Origin of the sequence: Corynebacterium kalinowskii, from assembly GCF_009734385.1 — a bacterium.
GTDB lineage: Bacteria > Actinomycetota > Actinomycetes > Mycobacteriales > Mycobacteriaceae > Corynebacterium > Corynebacterium kalinowskii.
Genome location: NZ_CP046452.1, coordinates 1,037,954 through 1,055,424, shown reverse-complemented (window position 1 = coordinate 1,055,424; position 17,471 = coordinate 1,037,954). Strand labels below are relative to the sequence as shown.

The window sequence follows — 17,471 nt, the reverse complement described above, 5'->3', positions numbered from 1 at the left end:
TCGGCTAATATTTCTCCGCAGGCCCCTGTATCCCAATTGGCAGAGGAAACGGATTCAAAACCCGTGCAGTGTGAGTTCGAGTCTCACCAGGGGCACCATTACCCGCTCGCTGAGAGCGGGTTTTATGTTTTCACCGTGTTCCGAGCCCTCTTGACTGATATAGACCAGTTAATATCTCTTAACGAGAAACTTTCTACGTCCAAAGATATGCTCAGATTATGAAACGATACCTGTGTGTTACTTTGAGCTGCTTGGCCGCTGTGACGATTTCCGCCTGCGAATCGACTCCGGAACCCAAAACCGTCGAGATCACCACTACTGTCGAAACGACAAAGACCGTCGAGGTCACCAAATCTCCTTCCAGCACTCCACAATCGAGCAGCAAACCACCTTCATCATCCACACAGACTTCGCAGCAACCACCTGCTGCCGAGCCTCCAGCCCCGGCCCCAGCGGCCGCTCCAGTAGTAGAAGAGAAAATCGAAGACTACCCTGCCCAACCTCAGCAGTTCTTTGCACCTCCACCGCCAGCCCCAGCCCCAGCACAAGCCCCTGCCCCTGCCGCGGCTAGCTACGGAAGCTGTAAAGAGGCGCGCGCAGCTGGAGCCGCCCCACTGTATAAGGGCAGCCCGGGGTACTCTTCCAAACTGGATCGAGATGGCGACGGCGTCGCCTGCGAATAGTTCGCACACTCACAACCCATAAAACTCCCACGTCTGCCGTGCCAGCGGATGGTCGGCCCCCACCGACCACTGCAGCACGTTCCATTGCCAGTGCCCAAAGCGTTGCCACAGAGTGTCGCGCTGGGAGTAGGGCACGGGAGCTGCGCGTCGTGAATCCCCTATCTGAGCAGCAATCACGTTGAACATGTCGGCTTGGATCCAGTCGTCGACACGCGCACCGTTTATCTGGAGGACGTAGTCACGGTTGGCCCCTGAGTAAGCGGAGTGGTTGCGGGGCATCGATGCCGCATAGCCAAGCTCGGCATGGGTTGCTTGGTAAACATTGAGCAGCCGATCGAGGTCGGAGTTTCCGGTATAAGTATCGGCAGGAATTTCAAATGAGTCCAGGTTCCGACTCGCCCCGATCAGCTCCGCCCCGAACAGTCGCACGGCTAGGGATTGTGCTTCAGTCAGCCCGGGCGCGTGCGCGGCTGTGGCGAAGAGCTCTTCCGCCATCGAGAAGTCTTCAGCGATGAGTGCGACACCAATTGCGGCTGCGTGGGGGCCGAGTGATCGGAGCAGGCTGCCGTCGAAAAGCATGCTTTGGAGCGTTGCTGCCTCGCCGTACTCTTCGAGGTGCCCGTTAGCCCAGGATCCGGTCGCCCCGAGCAAACCATCCGGCTGGACCGCGCAGGCGGCGTCGTCACCAGCGCAGATGTGCCGTACCTTGCCCGTGAGGTTTCTGAACGCGCCGTCCGGACGCGGGCCAGACAACCCAACGGATGACACGGGTGGCAACGCGGCAGAAGAATAGAGCAGCACCCCACCGTCAGCGGTGAGTCGGCCGGGGGCGCCGGTGTCGGTGACCGCCTCCGCGTCGCTAAGCCGGGCCCGGGTCTGCCACGAGGTACGCGGCCAGCAGATCTGCAGGCTGGATCGGCGCCTCACCGTCAGACACGCGCTTTGCGACGTCCCCCGACACGTCCGCACCCTGCGAGAACCCCGCCACAATGAACGTCGTCTCCGGGCATGCGCTGCGAACTTCGGTCATGCGCGCCAGCACGCGCTCGACCCCGTTTTCACGGGACTACCCATAAGGCACGACCACGGTGTCCTTGAGCAGCCACGAGGTTCCGGCGACTCCGGCGGTCGCATTGTAGGGGGTTTGCCAGGCGGACACCTCTGCAAATTCCTCGGTGAGATTCCGGGCAAAGTTGGTGCCGGCCCCCAAGCTGTAGATGTTCGTAGGGTCGTCCGAAACCGACGATCCGCCGGTGCCTGCGGTAACGATAATTTCAACGCGTGAACATTGTGCGGCAGGCTGCGCGTAAGCCACTGGCGCGTGCCAGCTGACCAGCAACGATGCTAAAACAGCGATACTAAGATTCTGTGCCCCTCTCACAAGGGTAACCATAACCCGAGTCGGGAAGTTTCTCAGCGCATAATCGGGTTTGCATGACCCCCATGAACTGCATATATTACTAACATATGCAAATTATTCAGCAGGCTGCGTCAACCAGGCGTTGGAACCGCAGAATAAGCACAACCAAGGACACCCTATGAACCTTTTCAAGCGATCGTCAACCAGACGAACCGCTTCCTTACTCTTCGCCACACTGGCGCTTGGCAGCACCCTTACTGCCTGCGTTACGAATTCCGAAACGGGCAACCCCGACGGTTGGCAAGAAATCAAGCCTGCCCCGGTGCCCGAGATCCAGGCCATGGTGCCGGAAGCCATTCGCAAAAAGGGCACGATTTCCATCGGCTCGAACCCGCCGTTTGCACCGATGGAGTTCAAGGATTCCGACGGAGCAATCATCGGCATCGACGTCGATCTTGCTCGCGCCGCAGCCTCAGTGATGGGCCTGGAACTGGTGGTTCAGGAACAGGACTTCAACCTGATTTTGCCGTCGATTAGCGGTGGCACCGTCGACTTTGGTGCGTCTGGCTTCACGGACAACGAAGAACGTCGCAAGAACTACGACTTCGTCAACTACCTCAGCGCTGGCTTGCAATGGGCCCAACCTACTGGCGAGCATGTCGATCCGGACAATGCATGTGGCTTGACTGTTGCCGTACAAAAGGGCACCGTCTCGGAGACCGACGACGTGGCACTGCGTTCGGAAGAGTGCGTCAAGCAGGGCAAAGACCCCATCAAGATGCTCTCCTACGAATCCTCCGACCAGGCCTTTACCGCCCTGGTGCTTGGGCGTGCCGACGCTGTATCCGCCGACTCCCCCATCACCGCCTTTGCCATCGCGCGCGCGGACGGAAAACTGGAAAAGACTGGCGAGATTTTCGACGCAGCCGACTACGGCTGGCCCGTCCCGAAAGGCTCTGACCTCGGCCCCGCCCTACAGGCTGCGCTGCAGCACCTGATCGACACGGGCGACTACGCCAAAGCCCTCGAGCCTTGGGGCGTTACCGAAGGCCTCAAAGACACCGCGACCCTCAACGGCAAATAGAAGGACTTAAATGACTACCCCAGATCGCATCCAGGCGAAGCCACTTCGCCACCCCGGCCGTTGGGTCGCTGCCGCCATCATGGCAGCCCTAGCGGCATGGTTCCTCATCAGCGCCGCAGGCAACGAAGCCTACGGTTGGGACACGTACTTCAAGTATCTTTTTGATACCCGCATCGCCACGGCTGCGCTGCACACCTTGGCCATCACTGTCCTAGCGATGCTGCTCGGCCTCTTCCTCGGCGCTCTCCTCGCGGTGCTGCGCATGTCCCCCAACCCCGTCATGCGGGGAGTGTCCTGGCTGTACCTGTGGATTTTCCGCGGCACCCCGGTCTACGTTCAGCTCGTGTTCTGGGGTCTGATCGGCGCCATCTACTCCAGCGTCAACCTCGGTTTCACGGAAATCAGCCTAGAAAATGCATTCAAGAACGCCTTCCTCCTCGCCGTCCTGGGCCTCGGTCTGAATGAGGCCGCCTACATGGCAGAGATTGTCCGCGCCGGCATCCAGGCAGTACCTGAGGGCCAGATTGAGGCATCTAAGGCACTGGGTATGAGCTGGTGGCAGACCATGCGCCGCACGGTCCTCCCCCAGGCCATGCGCATCATCGTCCCACCAACTGGCAATGAGTTCATTTCCTTGCTCAAGACCACCTCGCTGGTCATTGCGATCCCTTATGCTGGCGAACTCTACGGCCGCGCGATGGACATCTCCAACGCCTTGTTTGAGCCAGTGCCGATGCTCCTCGTCGCCGCCACCTGGTACCTGGCCATCACCTCGATCCTGATGGTTATCCAGTCTTACGTGGAGAAGTACTATGAGCGCGGCGCCACCCGCCAGCTCACCGCCCGCCAACTTGCCGCGCTTGCCGACGCCGAAGGCCGTCTTCCTGGCAACGTCGAAATCACCGAGGAGCGCTAACCCATGACTGATCTGATGATCGACGCCCAGCACGTCTACAAGGATTTCGGCCAGCTCGGCGTCCTCAAGGGCATTGACCTCCAGGTGCCTCGCGGCACCGTCACCTGCCTGATCGGCCCGTCCGGCTCCGGCAAGTCCACATTCCTGCGTTGCGTCAACCACCTGGAGAAAGTCTCCGGCGGCCGACTCTACGTCGATGGCGAACTCATCGGCTACCGCGAAAAGGACGGCGTTCTCTACGAGATCTCCGAAAAGGATGCCGCCAAGCAGCGCCAGGACATCGGCATGGTGTTCCAGCAGTTCAACCTGTTCCCGCACCGCACCGTGATCGAGAACATCATCGAGGCACCAATGCTGGTCAAAGGCATGCCTGAGGCTGATGCTCGCGCGCTTGGCATGGAACTTCTGAAGCAGGTCGGCCTCGAGCACAAGGCCGATGCCTACCCAGTCCAGCTATCCGGCGGTCAGCAGCAGCGCGTCGCCATCGCCCGCGCTGTGGCTATGAAGCCAAAGCTCATGCTTTTCGACGAGCCCACCTCCGCCCTTGACCCAGAACTCGTCGGCGAAGTGCTCCGCGTGATGCGCGGACTCGCCGAAGATGGCATGACCATGCTCGTTGTCACCCACGAAATGGGCTTTGCCCGGGAAGTTGCCGACCAGGTCGTCTTCATGGACGGTGGCGTAGTTGTGGAATCCGGTACCCCAGCCGAGGTGCTGGACAACCCGCAGCACGAGCGCACTCGCGCCTTCCTCGGAAGTGTGATGGGCGGACACTAAGCTTCCGCATTCTAAAAAGGGGTCTCGCGCTGCGCGCGGGACCCCTTTTCGTGGATAAACTACAGCGCCAGCGCGCCACGCACCAGCGCGGACAAGCCACCCGCTCCGGCTAGGAGCAGTGCAAGCTTGTGCGCACGATCGCGAGAGATGATCTTCGACAGCTGGGTGCCCAAGTAGATTCCGATGAACATACCCAGCAAACCCACCGGCCACACCCAGGGCGATGTAGCGCCGAGGTTGCCTGCCCCCAGCAGTGACTTGATCAGGAAGGACATGCCGCCGGAGATTACGAAGAGCGGCTGCAGGGTGGCTGCAAAAGAGCGATGATCCCAGCGCGCCGCTTGCGCGTACACAGTAATCACCGGGCCGGCCACAGCAGCCAGAGTATTGGTAAAGCCACCGACAACACCGGTCACCAACATGGGGATCCGGCCGCGAGGTTCGGGCATCCGCCCCTTCAGAGCAGACACCATAAACAGGGCAATCAAGATCAATGTGCCGAAGAGAATCAACAGCAGGCCATTGGAAACTTGCTTGATCAACAGGGCCCCTGCAATCGCACCAAAAACCATGACGGAGCCGATGTAGAAGCATCGTCTCCAGTCGATATGTTCGCGGACGGTGTAACCCGTCATAGCGGCGTTGACCATTGCCAGAATGTTCACCACCATGACACCCTGCACGGGACCCATGGCGATGGCAAGCACCGGAGCAGCGATGAGCCCTAGTCCCATTCCGGCTACGCGTTGGAGTCCGGAGCCGAGTGCAACGATGAAGAGGATGAGTATGAGTAGGGCCACGCGAAGTTACATTACTCCGCTATTGACGAAGCCTCGCTAGCAGGGCATCAACGACCACGGGCGGCAGCAAACCGTCCAGGGATCCACCAAACTTGGCCACTTCTTTGCACAGCGTGGAGGAAATGTAGCCGAGTTCGGGGTCGGTCATTAGGAAGTTAGTCTCGACCCCGGAAAGGCGCTTGTTCATCTGCGCCATCGGCAGCTCGTATTCGTAGTCGAGCGAAGAACGCAGTCCCTTGACCAGCACGGGGATGTCATGGGCGGTGGTGTAGTCGACGAGGAGCCCGGACCAGGTATCCACAGTCACGTTGGACAGATGCGAGACCACCGAACTGATCAGTTCGACACGCTCATCAGCATTGAACATGCCGGATTTACTGGGGTTGTACGTCACGAGCACAACGACTTCCTCATACAGGGCTGCGCTGCGCTCAATGATATTGAGGTGCCCTAAGGTGATCGGGTCGAAGGATCCGGGGCAAGCTACTCGCATACAAGCTCCTTGTGGAAGACGGCCATGTCCATCCGGGCGATGCCGTAGGTGCGCTTCTTAAGTTTCTGCGTGGTCGGGACGAACCATTCTGGCCACGCGGTTTCAGGCGATTCTACATGCCTTTCGACGACCACGACAGCGCCGTCTGCAAGCGCGGGCGTGAGGGCGTGCAGCATCTCGACCACGGACTCGTCGGCGAGCTCATACGGCGGGTCGATGAGGGCCATGTCGAAGTAGTCACGTGGCGCGCTCGCGAGGTATGTGGAGGCTTTGGCTTCGACCACCTGGACGCGCGGGTGCTTGACCACGTCCGCGTTGTAGCGCATGATCTCGCAGGCAGCGGGGGAAGAATCAACGAGGACGACGGCTTCGGCGCCTCGAGAAGCGGCCTCTAGGCCAAGCGCGCCGGAACCTGCGAACAGGTCAAGGACGTGGAAGCCTTCGAAACCAAAGCGAACCTGCAGGGAGGAAAACAGTCCCTCTCGGGCTCGGTCGGAGGTCGGGCGTGTGCCTTCTGGTGGCACTTTGATTTTGCGGCCACGAGCCTCGCCGGAGATGATGCGATTCACTGCTCCCCCAATTCCAGAAGCGCATCGCCGCCGGTAACGTCAGCGAAGTCCTCGAAAGCAAGGCTGCCGACCACACCAGGGCCGGGAGCGACTACGGGTGCTTCCAATTTGACGGTTTCCACCATGGCGAGGACGTCGCCGGTGGTCACGGTGTCGCCGGTGGCTACGACGTAGCGCACGATTCCGGCGAAGGGAGCGCAGATTTTCATGGGTCTTAGCTTAGCTCTTCTCCAAATAGTCTTGGCCTTCGATTCCCTTAACGAGTCGCTCGGCCAGCGGGCGGTTCCTGGCGACCAGCGCCTCGGCGTCGACCGTGGCCTGCTGAATCAGCTCAGTGTCGTAGATCAGGCTCAGCAGCTTCACTTGCTTGCGGGTGCCAGACTGCGCGGTGCCCAGCACGTCACCTTCCTGTCTCGTACGCAGGTCTAGCTCGGCGAGTTCGAAGCCGTCGGTGGTGGCGGCCACAGCCACCAGGCGCTCATACGACGGCGTCGACGGCTCCATCGTGGTGTGCAGCAAACACAGCGACTTATGCTCACCTCGGCCCACTCGCCCGCGCAGCTGGTGGAGCTGGGATACGCCGAAATTCTGCGCCTCGCGAATGTACATCACCGTGGCGTTGGGCACGTTGATGCCCACTTCGATCACGGTGGTGGCCACCAAAATGTCGCTGCCACCGGCCGCGAAGTCAGCCATGACCGTGTCCTTTTCCTCACCGCTCATCCGCCCATGCAGCTTTGCGACGCCCAGTTCCGGAAACACCTGCTGGCTCAGCAGCGCAAAGGTTTCCTCCACTCCCCCTTCGCCCTCAATCCGCGGGCACACGACAAATGCCTGCCTACCAGCGGCGACCTCCTCGCGGATCCGTTCCCACGCGCGCGCCACCCAGTCGGGTTTGAACTCGGGCACCACGGAGGTCTGGATTTCTTGGCGGCCGCGGGGCAACTCACGCAGGGTAGAAACAGCGAGGTCAGCAAAGGAAGTCAGGGCGATGGTGCGCGGGATCGGGGTGGCCGTCATGACCAGTAGGTGCGGGGTGATGCCTTCGCGCCCCTTGCCGCGCAGCTGGTCTCGTTGTTCGACGCCGAATCGGTGCTGTTCGTCGACCACAACCAGGCCCAGGTCAAAGAATTCCACCGAGTCCTGAATGAGGGCGTGGGTGCCGATCACGATGTCGGCCTGCCCGGAAATGATATCCAGGAGAGCTTGACGCTTGCGTGCAGTACTCATGGAACCGGTGAGGACGACAACGGACGTCGGCAAGCCTGCTGCGGACAGCATTTCAGTAAGGCCCCGGGCATGCTGGACTGCGAGGACCTCGGTGGGTGCGAGCATGGCGCACTGGCGGCCGGCATCGATGGCCTGGAGCATGGCAATCAACGCGACGACAGTCTTGCCGGAGCCGACTTCGCCCTGGAGCAGGCGTTGCATGGGGTGCGATTCGGCCAGGTCAGCCGAGATATCCCCCACCACTTCTTGTTGTCCGGCAGTCAGCGGGAACGGCAGCTGGCCGAGGAAGTCCACGCGCACACCATCGTCGGCGGCCGGGCACGCGGGGGCCTGCTGCGCGGCGGTATCCGCGTGCCGGAGTGCCATGACCAGGGCAAGTCCGAGGGCTTCGTTGTATTTGATGCGTTCGATAGCCTGCTCGGGGCCGGGTTCTTCGGGAAAGTGGATGGCGCGCAGCGCGGCGTCAAAGGATGGGAGCCCCGCAGGAATGGTGTCCAAGGGCTCGGCAATTTCAGGGGTGTTATCCAAGAGGAACTTGATGGCGCCCATCATTCCCCACGCCGTGTAGCCCTTGCGAGCTGGGTAGATAGGGATGTAGTCGAGTTCGGACAGGAGCTCTTCCAACTCTTCTACGGAAGCAAAGGCAGACAGGTCACGGAGCTTACCCACGCCCCGCTTCGGCTTCTCCCCCGGCTGTGGCAACACGATGAAGGCGGGCTGGGACAGTTCCGCTACGCCCCGGAAGTATTTAACCTTGCCGGAAACCATCACGTTGGTGCCGGTCACCAGCTGTTTTTCCGCTAGCCACGAATTAAAGAACGTGGCTTCAACTTCGCCCATGCCATAGTAAATCCGCACCTTGGTGAGCTTCTTGCCCGTCTTCGTCCGAATGGTGCCACCGCTCATCACCGTGCCGATCAGGGTCACCTGGTCGCCCTCGGCCGCGTTTTCAATCGACACCGCGCTGCCATGGTGCGAATAGGCGCGCGGGAAGTGCATCAGCAGCTCGGAGACAGTGGCATAGCCGAAAGCCTTGGTGATCTTGGCCGCCTCCTTGGCGGGCAGGACGTCCTTCAGCAGGCGCGCGTCTTCCCAGCCCAGCACTGCTACTCCACGCCGATTTCGACCAGGTTGTCGATGCCCTCCGCCGGGTAGACCATGATGTCCACCCCAGAGCGCGACCCCAGCGAGCCACGGAGCTTATCGACGTCCAGCGCCGCGCCGGCAGCGTCAGTGAGCAACAGCGTCACCAGCTCCCCGCCACCTTGCAAGAGCCGCAGCACAATCTGCTCGGTGGCATCCTGAATACTTTCGGAGACTAACACGAGCTCCGCGCCAGAGGTGACGAGGATATCTCCCTTGGAGCACGCACCAGCCTGGGTCAACATGGACTTATCGGCGCGGGTAAGGACGGCCGTGCGCATGGATCCGGCTGCCTCGGCCATGGCATAAGTATCAGCAGCCAGTGGCTGGCCCGGATCGTGGACGGCAAGAGCAGCGATGCCGGACACCAGACGCGCCGTCGGCAGGATGTTCATCGCTGAGTCGATGGCGTGGCTGGCCAGCTCGGCGTTGACCAATTCGCCGTACTCAAGCATGCCGTTGGGCAGCAAGATCACCTCGTCCACAGCAGCACGCCGGACCGTATCGACGATCTGGGAAACTATGTCCCCGCCAGTGCGTGAGATGACGGTGGCACCGGCCTCTTGGTAGAGCTTGGCGATGGGGCCTGCCGGGGCAATGGCCAGGATGAGGCGATGCAATGTCGGCGGTTGCTCTGCGGAAGGCAGGACCTCGATGCGCAGATCCTCCAGTTTGCCGTGCGCGATTGCTTCCTCGATCACCTGGCCGGCGACTCGGCTGTGGATGTGGACCTGGCCGCTGGTCTCTGAGTCCCGCGCGATGAGCAGTGAATTTCCGAGCGGGCTCAGCTGCTCAGTGAGTTGATCAATGTCAGCCTCGGAGATGTAGAACATCACTTCAAGCTCGGCTGGAACACCGTGGCCAGCGTGGCTGGTACCCAGTGCTGCTGCGGACCACTCCGTGCCGTTGACTTCATCAGCCAGCGCTTCCAGCAGCAAGACGAAGCCCTGTCCACCGGCGTCGACAACACCTGCTTCCCGCAATACCTCGAGTTGGGACGGGGTCTTCTGCAGGGCCACCCGCGCGGCATCCACCGCCGTCGCTACCTGGGCGACCAGTGAGGTGTCCTCAGCGGCATTGACAGCAGCAACGGTAGCGCGCAGGACGGTGACTACGGTGCCGTCAACAGGATCGACGATGGCGCGCAGCACCATGTCGAGAGCGAGATTGAGGGATTCCCGGATGGCGAGCCCATCGAGCTCCCCACTCGCCGCTGCCGTAGCTATGCCACGCAGGACCTGGCTGAGCACCACCCCGGAGTTTCCTCTAGCACCGCGGACGGCGCCAGCGGACAAGGCCGCGGTTACCCGTGCTGCGTCAGCTTGATCCTCTGGACTGAGTTTGCGAGCTTCATCGAGAGCAGACTCCATCGTGTGGGTCATATTCGAGCCAGTATCGGCATCGGGGACCGGGAACACGTTGAGGGCGTTAATCTCTTCGCAATGCTGGGACAACAAGGACACCGCGCGGCTTGCCCAATTGATCAGGCCTTGCCCACCCAGCGTCCCAGTAGTCATTGACTCAGACATAGTTGCATAGTCTACAACTCCCATGTCACCGGCTCAGCCCCGGCTGCAATCAAATGTTCATTCACCCGCGAAAATGGGCGCGAGCCGAAGAATCCCCGGCGCGCTGACAGCGGCGAAGGGTGAGCGGATGCAATGACGGGGGTAGCTCCCAGGAATGGCTGGATGCTTTGCGCGTCGCGTCCCCAGAGCACGGCGACCAAGGGCTTGTTTCGGGCCACCAGCGCCTCGATCACGTGCTGGGTGATCGCTTCCCATCCCAGGCCGCGGTGTGACCCTGCCTGGCCCGGCGCGACGGTAAGCACCCTGTTGAGCAGCATGACGCCCTGGTCTGCCCACGGGCTGAGGTCTCCGGACTGTGGGATGGGCAGGCCCAGATCCGTGGCATATTCGGCGAAAATGTTATTGAGGCTGCGCGGGAGCGGGCGAACATCGGGTGCCACCGAGAAGGACAGTCCCATGGCATGCCCTGGGGTGGGATATGGGTCTTGCCCCATGATCAGTACTTTGACTTCATCAAAGGGGGTCTGGAAGGCACGAAACACGAACGCCTCCGGCGGCAGGAAGTTGTCCCCCACCTTCGTACGCATGGCAATGCACTCGTCTTTGATGTCAGCGAAGACTGGTTCCCAGGATGGATGCATGGCTTAAAAGCTTACCCAGCCGGAGGTGGTTGACGGCTGTGCGCCGTCGAGAAGCACGCCGTGGGCGCTGGCCTTGATCACCCGCCCGATGCGGCGGAACCCACTGGGGACGGCGTGCGCGGTGGTGGCCAGGAGGGTGTGGTCTTCGCCGCCGCCCAGGATCCAGGTCCACGGGTCCACATCGAGCAGGTCGGCGGCACGCAGCTGGAGTTCGTCCGGCGCGATAGCTGCTGATTCGACGTCGATGGTCACGTTCGAGCGGGCGGCGATGGTGCCAAGGTCCACGACGAGGCCGTCCGAGTTGTCGGTCATGCAGGTGGCGCCGGTGGCACGAGCAATAACGCCGCGACCCGGCATCAGCGATGGGTTTACGAACCCATCCACGAGCGGCGTCAATTCTTTGGGTACCCCGTCCCGGCCGAATCGACTCAGCAGTGCCAGGCCGGCAGCGGAGTAGCCGATGCACCCAGAGGCTACTACCTGTTGGCCGGGGCGAGCTCGATCCAGAGTGAGCGGCGCCGCAGAGCCCCCGAGGGATCCGATGGCCGTCACAGAGAGGGTGAGCAGCTCGCCGCCGGTAACATCGCCGCCGACGAGTTCCGCGTTGTAAAACGCCACTTGAGTTTCCACACCTCGGGCAATGCCTTCGATCGTGTCCACCGGCGTGGATTCCGGTGCGGAAAGCCCCAGTACCGCGGCAACGGGGCGGGCGCCCATGGCCTCGATGTCAGCGAAATTTTGCAAAATGGCGCGCTGGCCGATCTCCTCTGGGGTGGACCAGTCCTGGCGGAAGTGCCGCCCCTCCACCAGCAGGTCAGTGGTGACGACGGTGCGGGAATTCGGTGCCGGTTGGCCAAGCACCGCGGCGTCATCGCCATTGCGGGACGACGGCGCGACTGCCATAATCCGCGCAATGGTCTCGCGCTCGCCGATCTCACCGATGGTCAGCTGAGTGGAAGTCATAGTGGGCGTCCTTTGAAAATTCTGATACCAGTACCGGGCTAAGCTTAAACACTATGAGCGAGCTCGGAGATTCCCAATTTAAGCGAACCCCCATTTTCGTCGCCTTGGCCTTAGCTGTCGCTTTGGTCCTCGGTGTGCTCATCGGAGCAAAACTAGTCTATTCGAAGGCGGCGAACCAGCCGGTGGCAATGGCCGCCCTGGACTCCCCCGACGCAACCTCTACCGAATGCGCCTCGCTGCTCGACGCGCTGCCGGAGAAGTTGCTGGGGCACCGCCGCGCCGAGCTCGCCGAACCCGCCCCTGATGGCGCCGCCGCCTGGGCGTCCAACTCGGTGGAAAAGGTCACGCTGCGGTGTGGTGTGTCCCTGCCGCTGCAGTACACGGAATTGTCCACGCTTATCGACGCCGAGGGCACCCAATGGCTCCAAGTCATCGACGCCACCCCAGGCTCTGACATGCAGACGTGGTACTCCATCAATTCCTTTCCCACTGTGGCCGTCACGGCCGATGCCGCGTCTATGAACGGCCAGGAGAATCCAGTGAAGGGGCTTGGGGACGCACTGGAGAAACTGACCAAGCGCACCACGGAGCCGAATCCGATCCCGCTCATTAACTTGGCAACTCCGAAGGCCGAAGACGCGCAGTGCACTGCTCTGATGCAGGCGATGCCGGAGTCCGTGGCCGATGGCTACGCCCGCGCCTCAGTCAATATCCCGGCCGGTGTGGCGTGGGTGAAGCAAGGTCACGAGCCTATCGTGGTGCGCTGCGGCGTAGAGGATCCAGCCAGCTACGAGGCTGGCGCGCAGCTCAACCAGGTAGATGATATCCCGTGGTTCGAGGACACGAAGCTGGCCAATGGCACGACCTCCGGCGCTTACTACGCCTTGGGCCGTCAGGTGAACGTGGTGATGTCTATGCCGAGCGATGCCGGTAACACGGCAATCACCACTTTGAGTCGGGCGATTTCGGTGAACACTCAGGTCAAGTAGATCGATCCAATGAAATTTCCCCCGTGAGAATGTCAGAATCAGCACATATTTGACATTCTCACGGGGGAAATTTCTTAACAATCGCCCCTAGCTATGCCGTACCAGTGCGCGCTGAATCAGGATGTCCAGAAGGTCGGTGTACGCCACTCCTGAGGCGGCGAACATCTGCGGGTACATCGAGATCGGCGTGAAGCCCGGCATGGTGTTGATCTCATTGAGAACCGGGCCTTTGTCGGTAACGAAGAAGTCGACGCGGGCCAAACCATCGCAGTTCAACGCCTTGAAAGTCTCAATCGCCAGAGACTGCACCAATTCCAGGGTGGCTGGTGGAAGTGGGGCTGGAATCTTAGCGGTGACGATGTCATCGAGATACTTGGTGTCAAAGCCGTAGAAGCCTTCATCTGAAGAGTCAGTTCCCTGCAGCATCGATGGATAAGAAGCCACGAGGGTGCCGTCTGGGTACTGCAGCACGCCGCATTCCACCTCGGAGCCGATGATCTCGGCCTCCACAATCACCTTCGCATCGTGTTCCAACGCCAGCTCGACTGCGGCGGGCAGGTCGTCCCACGAGGTCACTCGAGAAATGCCGATAGAGGAACCGCCGCGGGCAGGCTTCACGAACACCGGCAGGCCAAGCAGATCCTGTTCCGCTTCCGACAAGAAGGTGCGCCCGCGCAGGATGACTTCGCGACCAATCGGCAGCCCCTCGGCCGCCGCCAGCTTCTTGGTGTACTCCTTGTCCATACCGTTAGCGGACGAGAGCACACCCGGGCCAACGAATGGGATGCCGGAGAGCTCGAACATGCCCTGGATGGTGCCGTCCTCACCGAAACGCCCGTGGAGGATAGGAAAAACGACATCGGCCGTCGCAAAGAGCGTGCCGTCTTCGAACCTGAGCTGGCCCTTGGTGGCAGGCTCCATCGATAGGCTGAGGGACCGAGTGAAGGTCACGGTAGGAAGCTCGCGGCCGTCGCGCTGGAGGCGGGCCGGGTCGGACTCCCCGACGGTCCACCGGCCGTCCTGCGTGATGCCCACGGGGATGACCTCGTACTTGTCCGAGTCGATGTGGCTCATGATTGCTCCTGCGGATACACAGGAGACGGAGTGCTCGGAGCTGCGGCCTCCGTAAACGACTGCTACTTTGATGCGATTGGTCACGGAGACGATGTTACTACTCGGACTTTTTGGATCGTCCCATCAGCGCGGAAATCATGTCTGCAACGGCCATGTCCTCGTGGCACACGGCGTGCACGGCGTCGGTGATCGGCATGTCTACCCCGTGTGCCTTCGCCAGCGATGCCACTGCCACCGAAGCGATCACACCCTCCGCGACCTGCCCGTTCGTCGCCGCGCGCGCCTGGTCGAGGGTCTGCCCGCGGCCCAAGCGCTCACCAAATGTGCGGTTACGGGACAGCGGTGAGGAACAGGTAGCCACGAGGTCGCCGAGCCCCGCAAGGCCCGAGAACGTCCGGGCATCAGCGCCGAGCGCCACACCCAGGCGGGTAATCTCCGCCAAGCCACGGGTGATCAGGGTGGCTAGGGTGTTCTCCCCCAGCCCTTTGCCCACGGCCATGCCACACGCCAGCGCGATGACATTCTTGCAGGCGCCGCCGATCTCGCAGCCCACCACATCCGTGTTCGTGTACGGGCGGAAGTACGGCGCCGCCGCAGCCGCCTGAATCAGCTTCGCACGGTTTTCATCCGGGCACGCAATCACAGTGGCCGCCGGTTGCTCCAGCGCCACTTCACGAGCCAGGTTCGGCCCCGAGAGCACCGCCACCCGACTCGGATCCGCCCCGGTCACCTCCGCGATCAGCTCGGACATCCGCAGATTCGTATCCCGCTCGACACCTTTGGCCAGCGATAGCAGCGACGCATCCCCCGGAATCAGCTCGCGCCAGGCCTCCAGATTTGTGCGCAAGGTCTGCGACGGCACCGCCAGCACTACGATGTCTGCGGTGTCCAGCGCGCGGGCGGCGTCGGCGGTAGCGCTTATCGACGGCGGGAGAATCAAAGACGGCAGGTACTCGGGATTTTCCCGGGTGATCTGAATTCGCTGCGCTTGCACCTCGCGGCGCGCCCACAGGGTGACGGTGTTTCCCGCATCTGCGAATACTTTCGCGATCGTCGTGCCCCACGATCCTGCGCCCATCACTGCGACCTTGACCATGGGACCAGCCTTCCTGTTGTTATTCAGCACACTCGGCGCGCCGAACGTGCACTTTGCCGAAGAGTCGACAAAGATAGTGACAAATACTGACCCTTATCTTAGGGGTCAGCTTAGTTAAGTCAGCGAAGGATTGAGCCCATGTCGAAGAATGTTGCGAAGCATCGTCACGAAAACGACAAGGATGTGGACAATGATCTCGCGGTGACCGGGCGTTTCCAGCAGATCATCGCGGAACCAGCTAAGGAATTCAAGCGCTCCACCCTGGCCGCCGGCGCCGTCCTTTGGCGTGGTGATGTGTCTTCCCTTGACTCCATCGAAATCGCAGTCATCCACCGCCCGTTCTACGACGACTGGTCCCTGGCCAAGGGCAAAGTTGACCCAGGCGAATCCCTCCCAGTTACCGCTCATCGAGAAATCTTCGAGGAAACTGGCTACGACGTGCGCCTCGGCAAACTCCTCGGCAAGGTCACCTACCCGGTCCTCGACCGCACCAAGGTGGTCTACTACTGGACCGGCGAAGTCCTCGGCGGCGAGTTCACCCCCAACAATGAGGTGGACGAGATCCGTTGGGTCTCGATCTCCGAAGCGATGGAATTGCTGTCTTACGAAGTCGACCGCAACGTCCTGGCCAAGGCAGAAAAGCGCTTCCGCCTGCCAGCGACCACCCGCATCCTCTATGTTCGCCATGCCAAGGCTCATGACCGGCGGGCCTGGGCCGGAGATGACAATCTTCGGCCGCTGGATAAGAAGGGGCGTCGACAAGCAGAGATGCTGGTCCCGATGCTGCTGCCGTTCCACCCCACCGCCGTCTACTCGGCGCTGCCCGACCGCTGCCAGGCAACCGCCGCGCCGATCGCCGACGAGCTCGGCGTGGAAACCATCGTTGATCCGCTGTTCGGCGACGATGCGTGGCTCGGCGAGATGGTGAATGCACAGCGACGCTTTGAGGAGATCATCGCCGCTGGCGGCACCTCCGTGGTGGTGGCTCAGGGCACGATCATCCCAGACATGATCGCAAGCCTGTCCGCGGCCGGCCGCCTGCCGTTGGATGAGATTCCGTGCAAGAAGGGTTCCGTCTGGGTGCTCAGCTTCAATAATGGTGAGCTGACCGGCGCTGACTACCTTGCCAGCGCGTTGCCGGTGAAGTAGCCAGATCGGCTATTTAGGACCCAACTCCGCTTCCAGGACCTCTTGCGCAACCTTCATGGCGGACAGCGCTGCCGGTGCGCCGCAGTAGCCGGACGCGTGGATGATCGCCTCGGTAATCTCTTCGCGAGTCAGGCCGTTGGCCAGTGCGCCCCGGACATGTCCGCGCAGTTCCTCCGTGGCGCGCAGCGCGACCAGCATGCCGATGTTCAGCAGGCTGCGGTCGCGACGCGACAGGCCGTCACGATCCCACACGGTGCCCCACACGGTAGCGGTGATGTGCTTTTGGAGCTCTTCGCCGTCGGTGCCGGCGTTGCGGGCGAGGGCGGCATCGACGAAGTCATCGCCCATGACTTCGCGTCGAATCCGGATGCCGTCTTCGTAACTCATAGCGTCTCCGGCTTGAATGCAGGCCGCGCGGCTTCAAACGTAGAGATTGCCTCTTCGTCGCGCAGGGTGAGGCTGATGTCGTCGAGGCCCTCCATCAGGCGCCAGCGGGTGTAGTCGTCGATCTCGAATTGCACGATCACGCCGTCAGCAGAGATGGTGCGCTCTTCCAGATTCACGGTCAAGGGAAGGCCTGGCTGGGCCTCCATGAGCTTCCACAGCAGTTCCACGTCTTCCTGGGAGCACTGGGCTGCCAGCAGACCGGATTTGCCGGAGTTGCCGCGGAAGATATCAGCGAATCGGGAGGAGATGACGACGCGGAAGCCGTAGTCCATAAGCGCCCAGACGGCGTGCTCGCGGGAGGAACCGGTACCGAAGTCGGGGCCGGCGACGAGGACGGAGCCAGACTTGTAGGCATCTTGGTTGAGAACGAACGATGGGTCCTTGCGCCAGGAAGCGAATAGACCATCGTCAAAGCCCGTGCGGGTGACGCGCTTCAGGAAGACAGCTGGGATGATTTGGTCAGTGTCTACGTTGGACGCGGTGAGCGGAACGCCAACACCGGTGTGCGTGGTGAACTTTTCCATGACT

20 protein-coding genes, 1 tRNA gene and 1 pseudogene are annotated in these 17,471 nt (G+C 61.6%); 7 read left to right on the top strand and 15 right to left on the bottom strand.

The window, feature by feature from the left end; all coding sequences use genetic code 11:
• Positions 1 to 21 precede the first annotated feature (21 nt).
• Together CKALI_RS04950 and CKALI_RS12270 are read left to right on the top strand one after the other, a co-directional pair.
• A tRNA-Leu gene (locus CKALI_RS04950) sits at positions 22 to 98 on the top strand.
• Between the two features lie 120 nt (positions 99 to 218).
• Positions 219 to 683, top strand: a complete 465-nt coding sequence (locus tag CKALI_RS12270; RefSeq protein ID WP_231580535.1) for an excalibur calcium-binding domain-containing protein — start codon at positions 219 to 221, stop codon at positions 681 to 683.
• A 9-nt stretch (positions 684 to 692) separates the two neighbouring features.
• Here the strand turns inward: CKALI_RS12270 and CKALI_RS04940 are convergent, their stop codons facing one another.
• The 3 genes and pseudogenes from CKALI_RS04940 to CKALI_RS04930 form a co-directional block, all read right to left on the bottom strand.
• Positions 693 to 1,610 carry a hypothetical protein gene (locus CKALI_RS04940; RefSeq protein ID WP_156192253.1) on the bottom strand — a complete coding sequence of 306 codons (918 nt, stop codon included), beginning with the start codon at positions 1,608 to 1,610 and terminating at the stop codon, positions 693 to 695.
• Positions 1,543 to 1,734, bottom strand: a pseudogene (locus CKALI_RS04935) (cutinase family protein); the annotation flags it as partial. The gene CKALI_RS04940 and the pseudogene CKALI_RS04935, both read right to left, overlap by 68 nt.
• A 15-nt stretch (positions 1,735 to 1,749) precedes the next feature.
• Positions 1,750 to 2,064 (bottom strand): hypothetical protein, encoded by a 315-nt coding sequence (locus tag CKALI_RS04930; RefSeq protein WP_156192251.1) that lies wholly within the window; start codon positions 2,062 to 2,064, stop codon positions 1,750 to 1,752.
• A gap of 157 nt (positions 2,065 to 2,221) precedes the next feature.
• On the opposite strand from CKALI_RS04930, the gene CKALI_RS04925 reads away from it, so the two are divergent.
• From CKALI_RS04925 to CKALI_RS04915, 3 genes are read left to right on the top strand one after another with little or no spacing between them, the layout of a single operon-like run.
• Positions 2,222 to 3,127, top strand: a complete 906-nt coding sequence (locus tag CKALI_RS04925) for an ABC transporter substrate-binding protein (RefSeq protein ID WP_156192250.1) — start codon at positions 2,222 to 2,224, stop codon at positions 3,125 to 3,127.
• 10 nt (positions 3,128 to 3,137) lie between these two features.
• Positions 3,138 to 4,043 (top strand): amino acid ABC transporter permease, encoded by a 906-nt coding sequence (locus tag CKALI_RS04920; RefSeq protein ID WP_156192249.1) that lies wholly within the window; start codon positions 3,138 to 3,140, stop codon positions 4,041 to 4,043.
• A gap of 3 nt (positions 4,044 to 4,046) precedes the next feature.
• Positions 4,047 to 4,820 (top strand): amino acid ABC transporter ATP-binding protein, encoded by a 774-nt coding sequence (locus CKALI_RS04915; RefSeq protein WP_156192248.1) that lies wholly within the window; start codon positions 4,047 to 4,049, stop codon positions 4,818 to 4,820.
• A 59-nt stretch (positions 4,821 to 4,879) separates the two neighbouring features.
• Here CKALI_RS04915 and CKALI_RS04910 read toward each other — a convergent pair whose 3' ends face one another.
• Genes CKALI_RS04910 through CKALI_RS04875 form a run of 8 tightly spaced genes read right to left on the bottom strand, consistent with a single transcriptional unit; the run spans position 4,880 to position 12,188 of the window.
• Positions 4,880 to 5,620, bottom strand: a complete 741-nt coding sequence (locus CKALI_RS04910) for a sulfite exporter TauE/SafE family protein (protein WP_156192247.1) — start codon at positions 5,618 to 5,620, stop codon at positions 4,880 to 4,882.
• Positions 5,621 to 5,639: 19 nt separating this feature from the next.
• On the bottom strand, positions 5,640 to 6,113 hold the full coding sequence (gene coaD, locus CKALI_RS04905; protein WP_156192246.1) for a pantetheine-phosphate adenylyltransferase: 474 nt from the start codon (positions 6,111 to 6,113) through the stop codon (positions 5,640 to 5,642).
• The gene (locus tag CKALI_RS04900; protein WP_156192245.1) at positions 6,104 to 6,682 is read right to left on the bottom strand and encodes an RsmD family RNA methyltransferase; all 579 of its coding nucleotides are present in this window, start codon (positions 6,680 to 6,682) and stop codon (positions 6,104 to 6,106) included. Before CKALI_RS04900 ends, coaD begins: the two co-directional genes overlap by 10 nt.
• Positions 6,679 to 6,891: a biotin/lipoyl-containing protein gene (locus tag CKALI_RS04895; RefSeq protein WP_156192244.1), complete on the bottom strand. Its 213-nt coding sequence runs from the start codon at positions 6,889 to 6,891 to the stop codon at positions 6,679 to 6,681. The genes CKALI_RS04900 and CKALI_RS04895 overlap by 4 nt, the downstream gene beginning before the upstream one ends.
• Before the next feature lie 10 nt (positions 6,892 to 6,901).
• Entirely contained in the window at positions 6,902 to 9,016 is a 2,115-nt protein-coding gene (locus CKALI_RS04890) for an ATP-dependent DNA helicase RecG (RefSeq protein WP_156192243.1), read from the bottom strand.
• A gap of 2 nt (positions 9,017 to 9,018) precedes the next feature.
• Positions 9,019 to 10,584, bottom strand: a complete 1,566-nt coding sequence (locus tag CKALI_RS04885; RefSeq protein ID WP_197079770.1) for a DAK2 domain-containing protein — start codon at positions 10,582 to 10,584, stop codon at positions 9,019 to 9,021.
• Between the two features lie 11 nt (positions 10,585 to 10,595).
• A complete protein-coding gene (locus CKALI_RS04880) occupies positions 10,596 to 11,225 on the bottom strand; it encodes a uracil-DNA glycosylase (RefSeq protein ID WP_156192241.1) in 630 nt (209 codons plus the stop codon).
• A gap of 3 nt (positions 11,226 to 11,228) precedes the next feature.
• A complete protein-coding gene (locus tag CKALI_RS04875; protein ID WP_156192240.1) occupies positions 11,229 to 12,188 on the bottom strand; it encodes a thiamine-phosphate kinase in 960 nt (319 codons plus the stop codon).
• A 53-nt stretch (positions 12,189 to 12,241) separates the two neighbouring features.
• Here CKALI_RS04875 and CKALI_RS04870 point away from each other — a divergent pair, with 53 nt between their 5' ends.
• Complete coding sequence (locus tag CKALI_RS04870; protein WP_156192239.1) at positions 12,242 to 13,177, top strand: DUF3515 domain-containing protein; 936 nt, start codon at positions 12,242 to 12,244, stop codon at positions 13,175 to 13,177.
• A gap of 87 nt (positions 13,178 to 13,264) precedes the next feature.
• Here the strand turns inward: CKALI_RS04870 and CKALI_RS04865 are convergent, their stop codons facing one another.
• Positions 13,265 to 14,344 carry a D-alanine--D-alanine ligase family protein gene (locus CKALI_RS04865; protein ID WP_156192238.1) on the bottom strand — a complete coding sequence of 360 codons (1,080 nt, stop codon included), beginning with the start codon at positions 14,342 to 14,344 and terminating at the stop codon, positions 13,265 to 13,267.
• 4 nt (positions 14,345 to 14,348) lie between these two features.
• Entirely contained in the window at positions 14,349 to 15,347 is a 999-nt protein-coding gene (locus CKALI_RS04860; protein ID WP_156192237.1) for an NAD(P)H-dependent glycerol-3-phosphate dehydrogenase, read from the bottom strand.
• Positions 15,348 to 15,485: 138 nt separating this feature from the next.
• Between CKALI_RS04860 and CKALI_RS04855 the strand changes: the two genes are divergently transcribed.
• On the top strand, positions 15,486 to 16,496 hold the full coding sequence (locus tag CKALI_RS04855) for an NUDIX hydrolase (protein WP_156192236.1): 1,011 nt from the start codon (positions 15,486 to 15,488) through the stop codon (positions 16,494 to 16,496).
• A 9-nt stretch (positions 16,497 to 16,505) separates the two neighbouring features.
• On the opposite strand, the gene CKALI_RS04850 is transcribed toward CKALI_RS04855, so the two are convergent.
• Both CKALI_RS04850 and leuD read right to left on the bottom strand, forming a co-directional pair.
• On the bottom strand, positions 16,506 to 16,883 hold the full coding sequence (locus tag CKALI_RS04850; protein ID WP_156192235.1) for a carboxymuconolactone decarboxylase family protein: 378 nt from the start codon (positions 16,881 to 16,883) through the stop codon (positions 16,506 to 16,508).
• Positions 16,880 to 17,467 carry a 3-isopropylmalate dehydratase small subunit gene (leuD, locus tag CKALI_RS04845; protein WP_156192234.1) on the bottom strand — a complete coding sequence of 196 codons (588 nt, stop codon included), beginning with the start codon at positions 17,465 to 17,467 and terminating at the stop codon, positions 16,880 to 16,882. Before leuD ends, CKALI_RS04850 begins: the two co-directional genes overlap by 4 nt.
• Between the last annotated feature and the right edge of the window lie 4 nt (positions 17,468 to 17,471).

Coding starts and splice junctions, on each gene's coding strand:
- CKALI_RS04860 (WP_156192237.1), bottom strand. CDS start 15,347: ATGGTCAAGGTCGCAGTGATGGGCGCAGGATCGTGGGGCACGACGATC.
- CKALI_RS04870 (WP_156192239.1), top strand. CDS start 12,242: ATGAGCGAGCTCGGAGATTCCCAATTTAAGCGAACCCCCATTTTCGTC.
- CKALI_RS04855 (WP_156192236.1), top strand. CDS start 15,486: ATGTCGAAGAATGTTGCGAAGCATCGTCACGAAAACGACAAGGATGTG.
- CKALI_RS04880 (WP_156192241.1), bottom strand. CDS start 11,225: ATGCATCCATCCTGGGAACCAGTCTTCGCTGACATCAAAGACGAGTGC.
- CKALI_RS04925 (WP_156192250.1), top strand. CDS start 2,222: ATGAACCTTTTCAAGCGATCGTCAACCAGACGAACCGCTTCCTTACTC.
- CKALI_RS04920 (WP_156192249.1), top strand. CDS start 3,138: ATGACTACCCCAGATCGCATCCAGGCGAAGCCACTTCGCCACCCCGGC.
- CKALI_RS04875 (WP_156192240.1), bottom strand. CDS start 12,188: ATGACTTCCACTCAGCTGACCATCGGTGAGATCGGCGAGCGCGAGACC.
- leuD (WP_156192234.1), bottom strand. CDS start 17,467: ATGGAAAAGTTCACCACGCACACCGGTGTTGGCGTTCCGCTCACCGCG.
- CKALI_RS04895 (WP_156192244.1), bottom strand. CDS start 6,891: ATGAAAATCTGCGCTCCCTTCGCCGGAATCGTGCGCTACGTCGTAGCC.
- CKALI_RS04850 (WP_156192235.1), bottom strand. CDS start 16,883: ATGAGTTACGAAGACGGCATCCGGATTCGACGCGAAGTCATGGGCGAT.
- CKALI_RS12270 (WP_231580535.1), top strand. CDS start 219: ATGAAACGATACCTGTGTGTTACTTTGAGCTGCTTGGCCGCTGTGACG.
- CKALI_RS04885 (WP_197079770.1), bottom strand. CDS start 10,584: ATGTCTGAGTCAATGACTACTGGGACGCTGGGTGGGCAAGGCCTGATC.
- CKALI_RS04915 (WP_156192248.1), top strand. CDS start 4,047: ATGACTGATCTGATGATCGACGCCCAGCACGTCTACAAGGATTTCGGC.
- coaD (WP_156192246.1), bottom strand. CDS start 6,113: ATGCGAGTAGCTTGCCCCGGATCCTTCGACCCGATCACCTTAGGGCAC.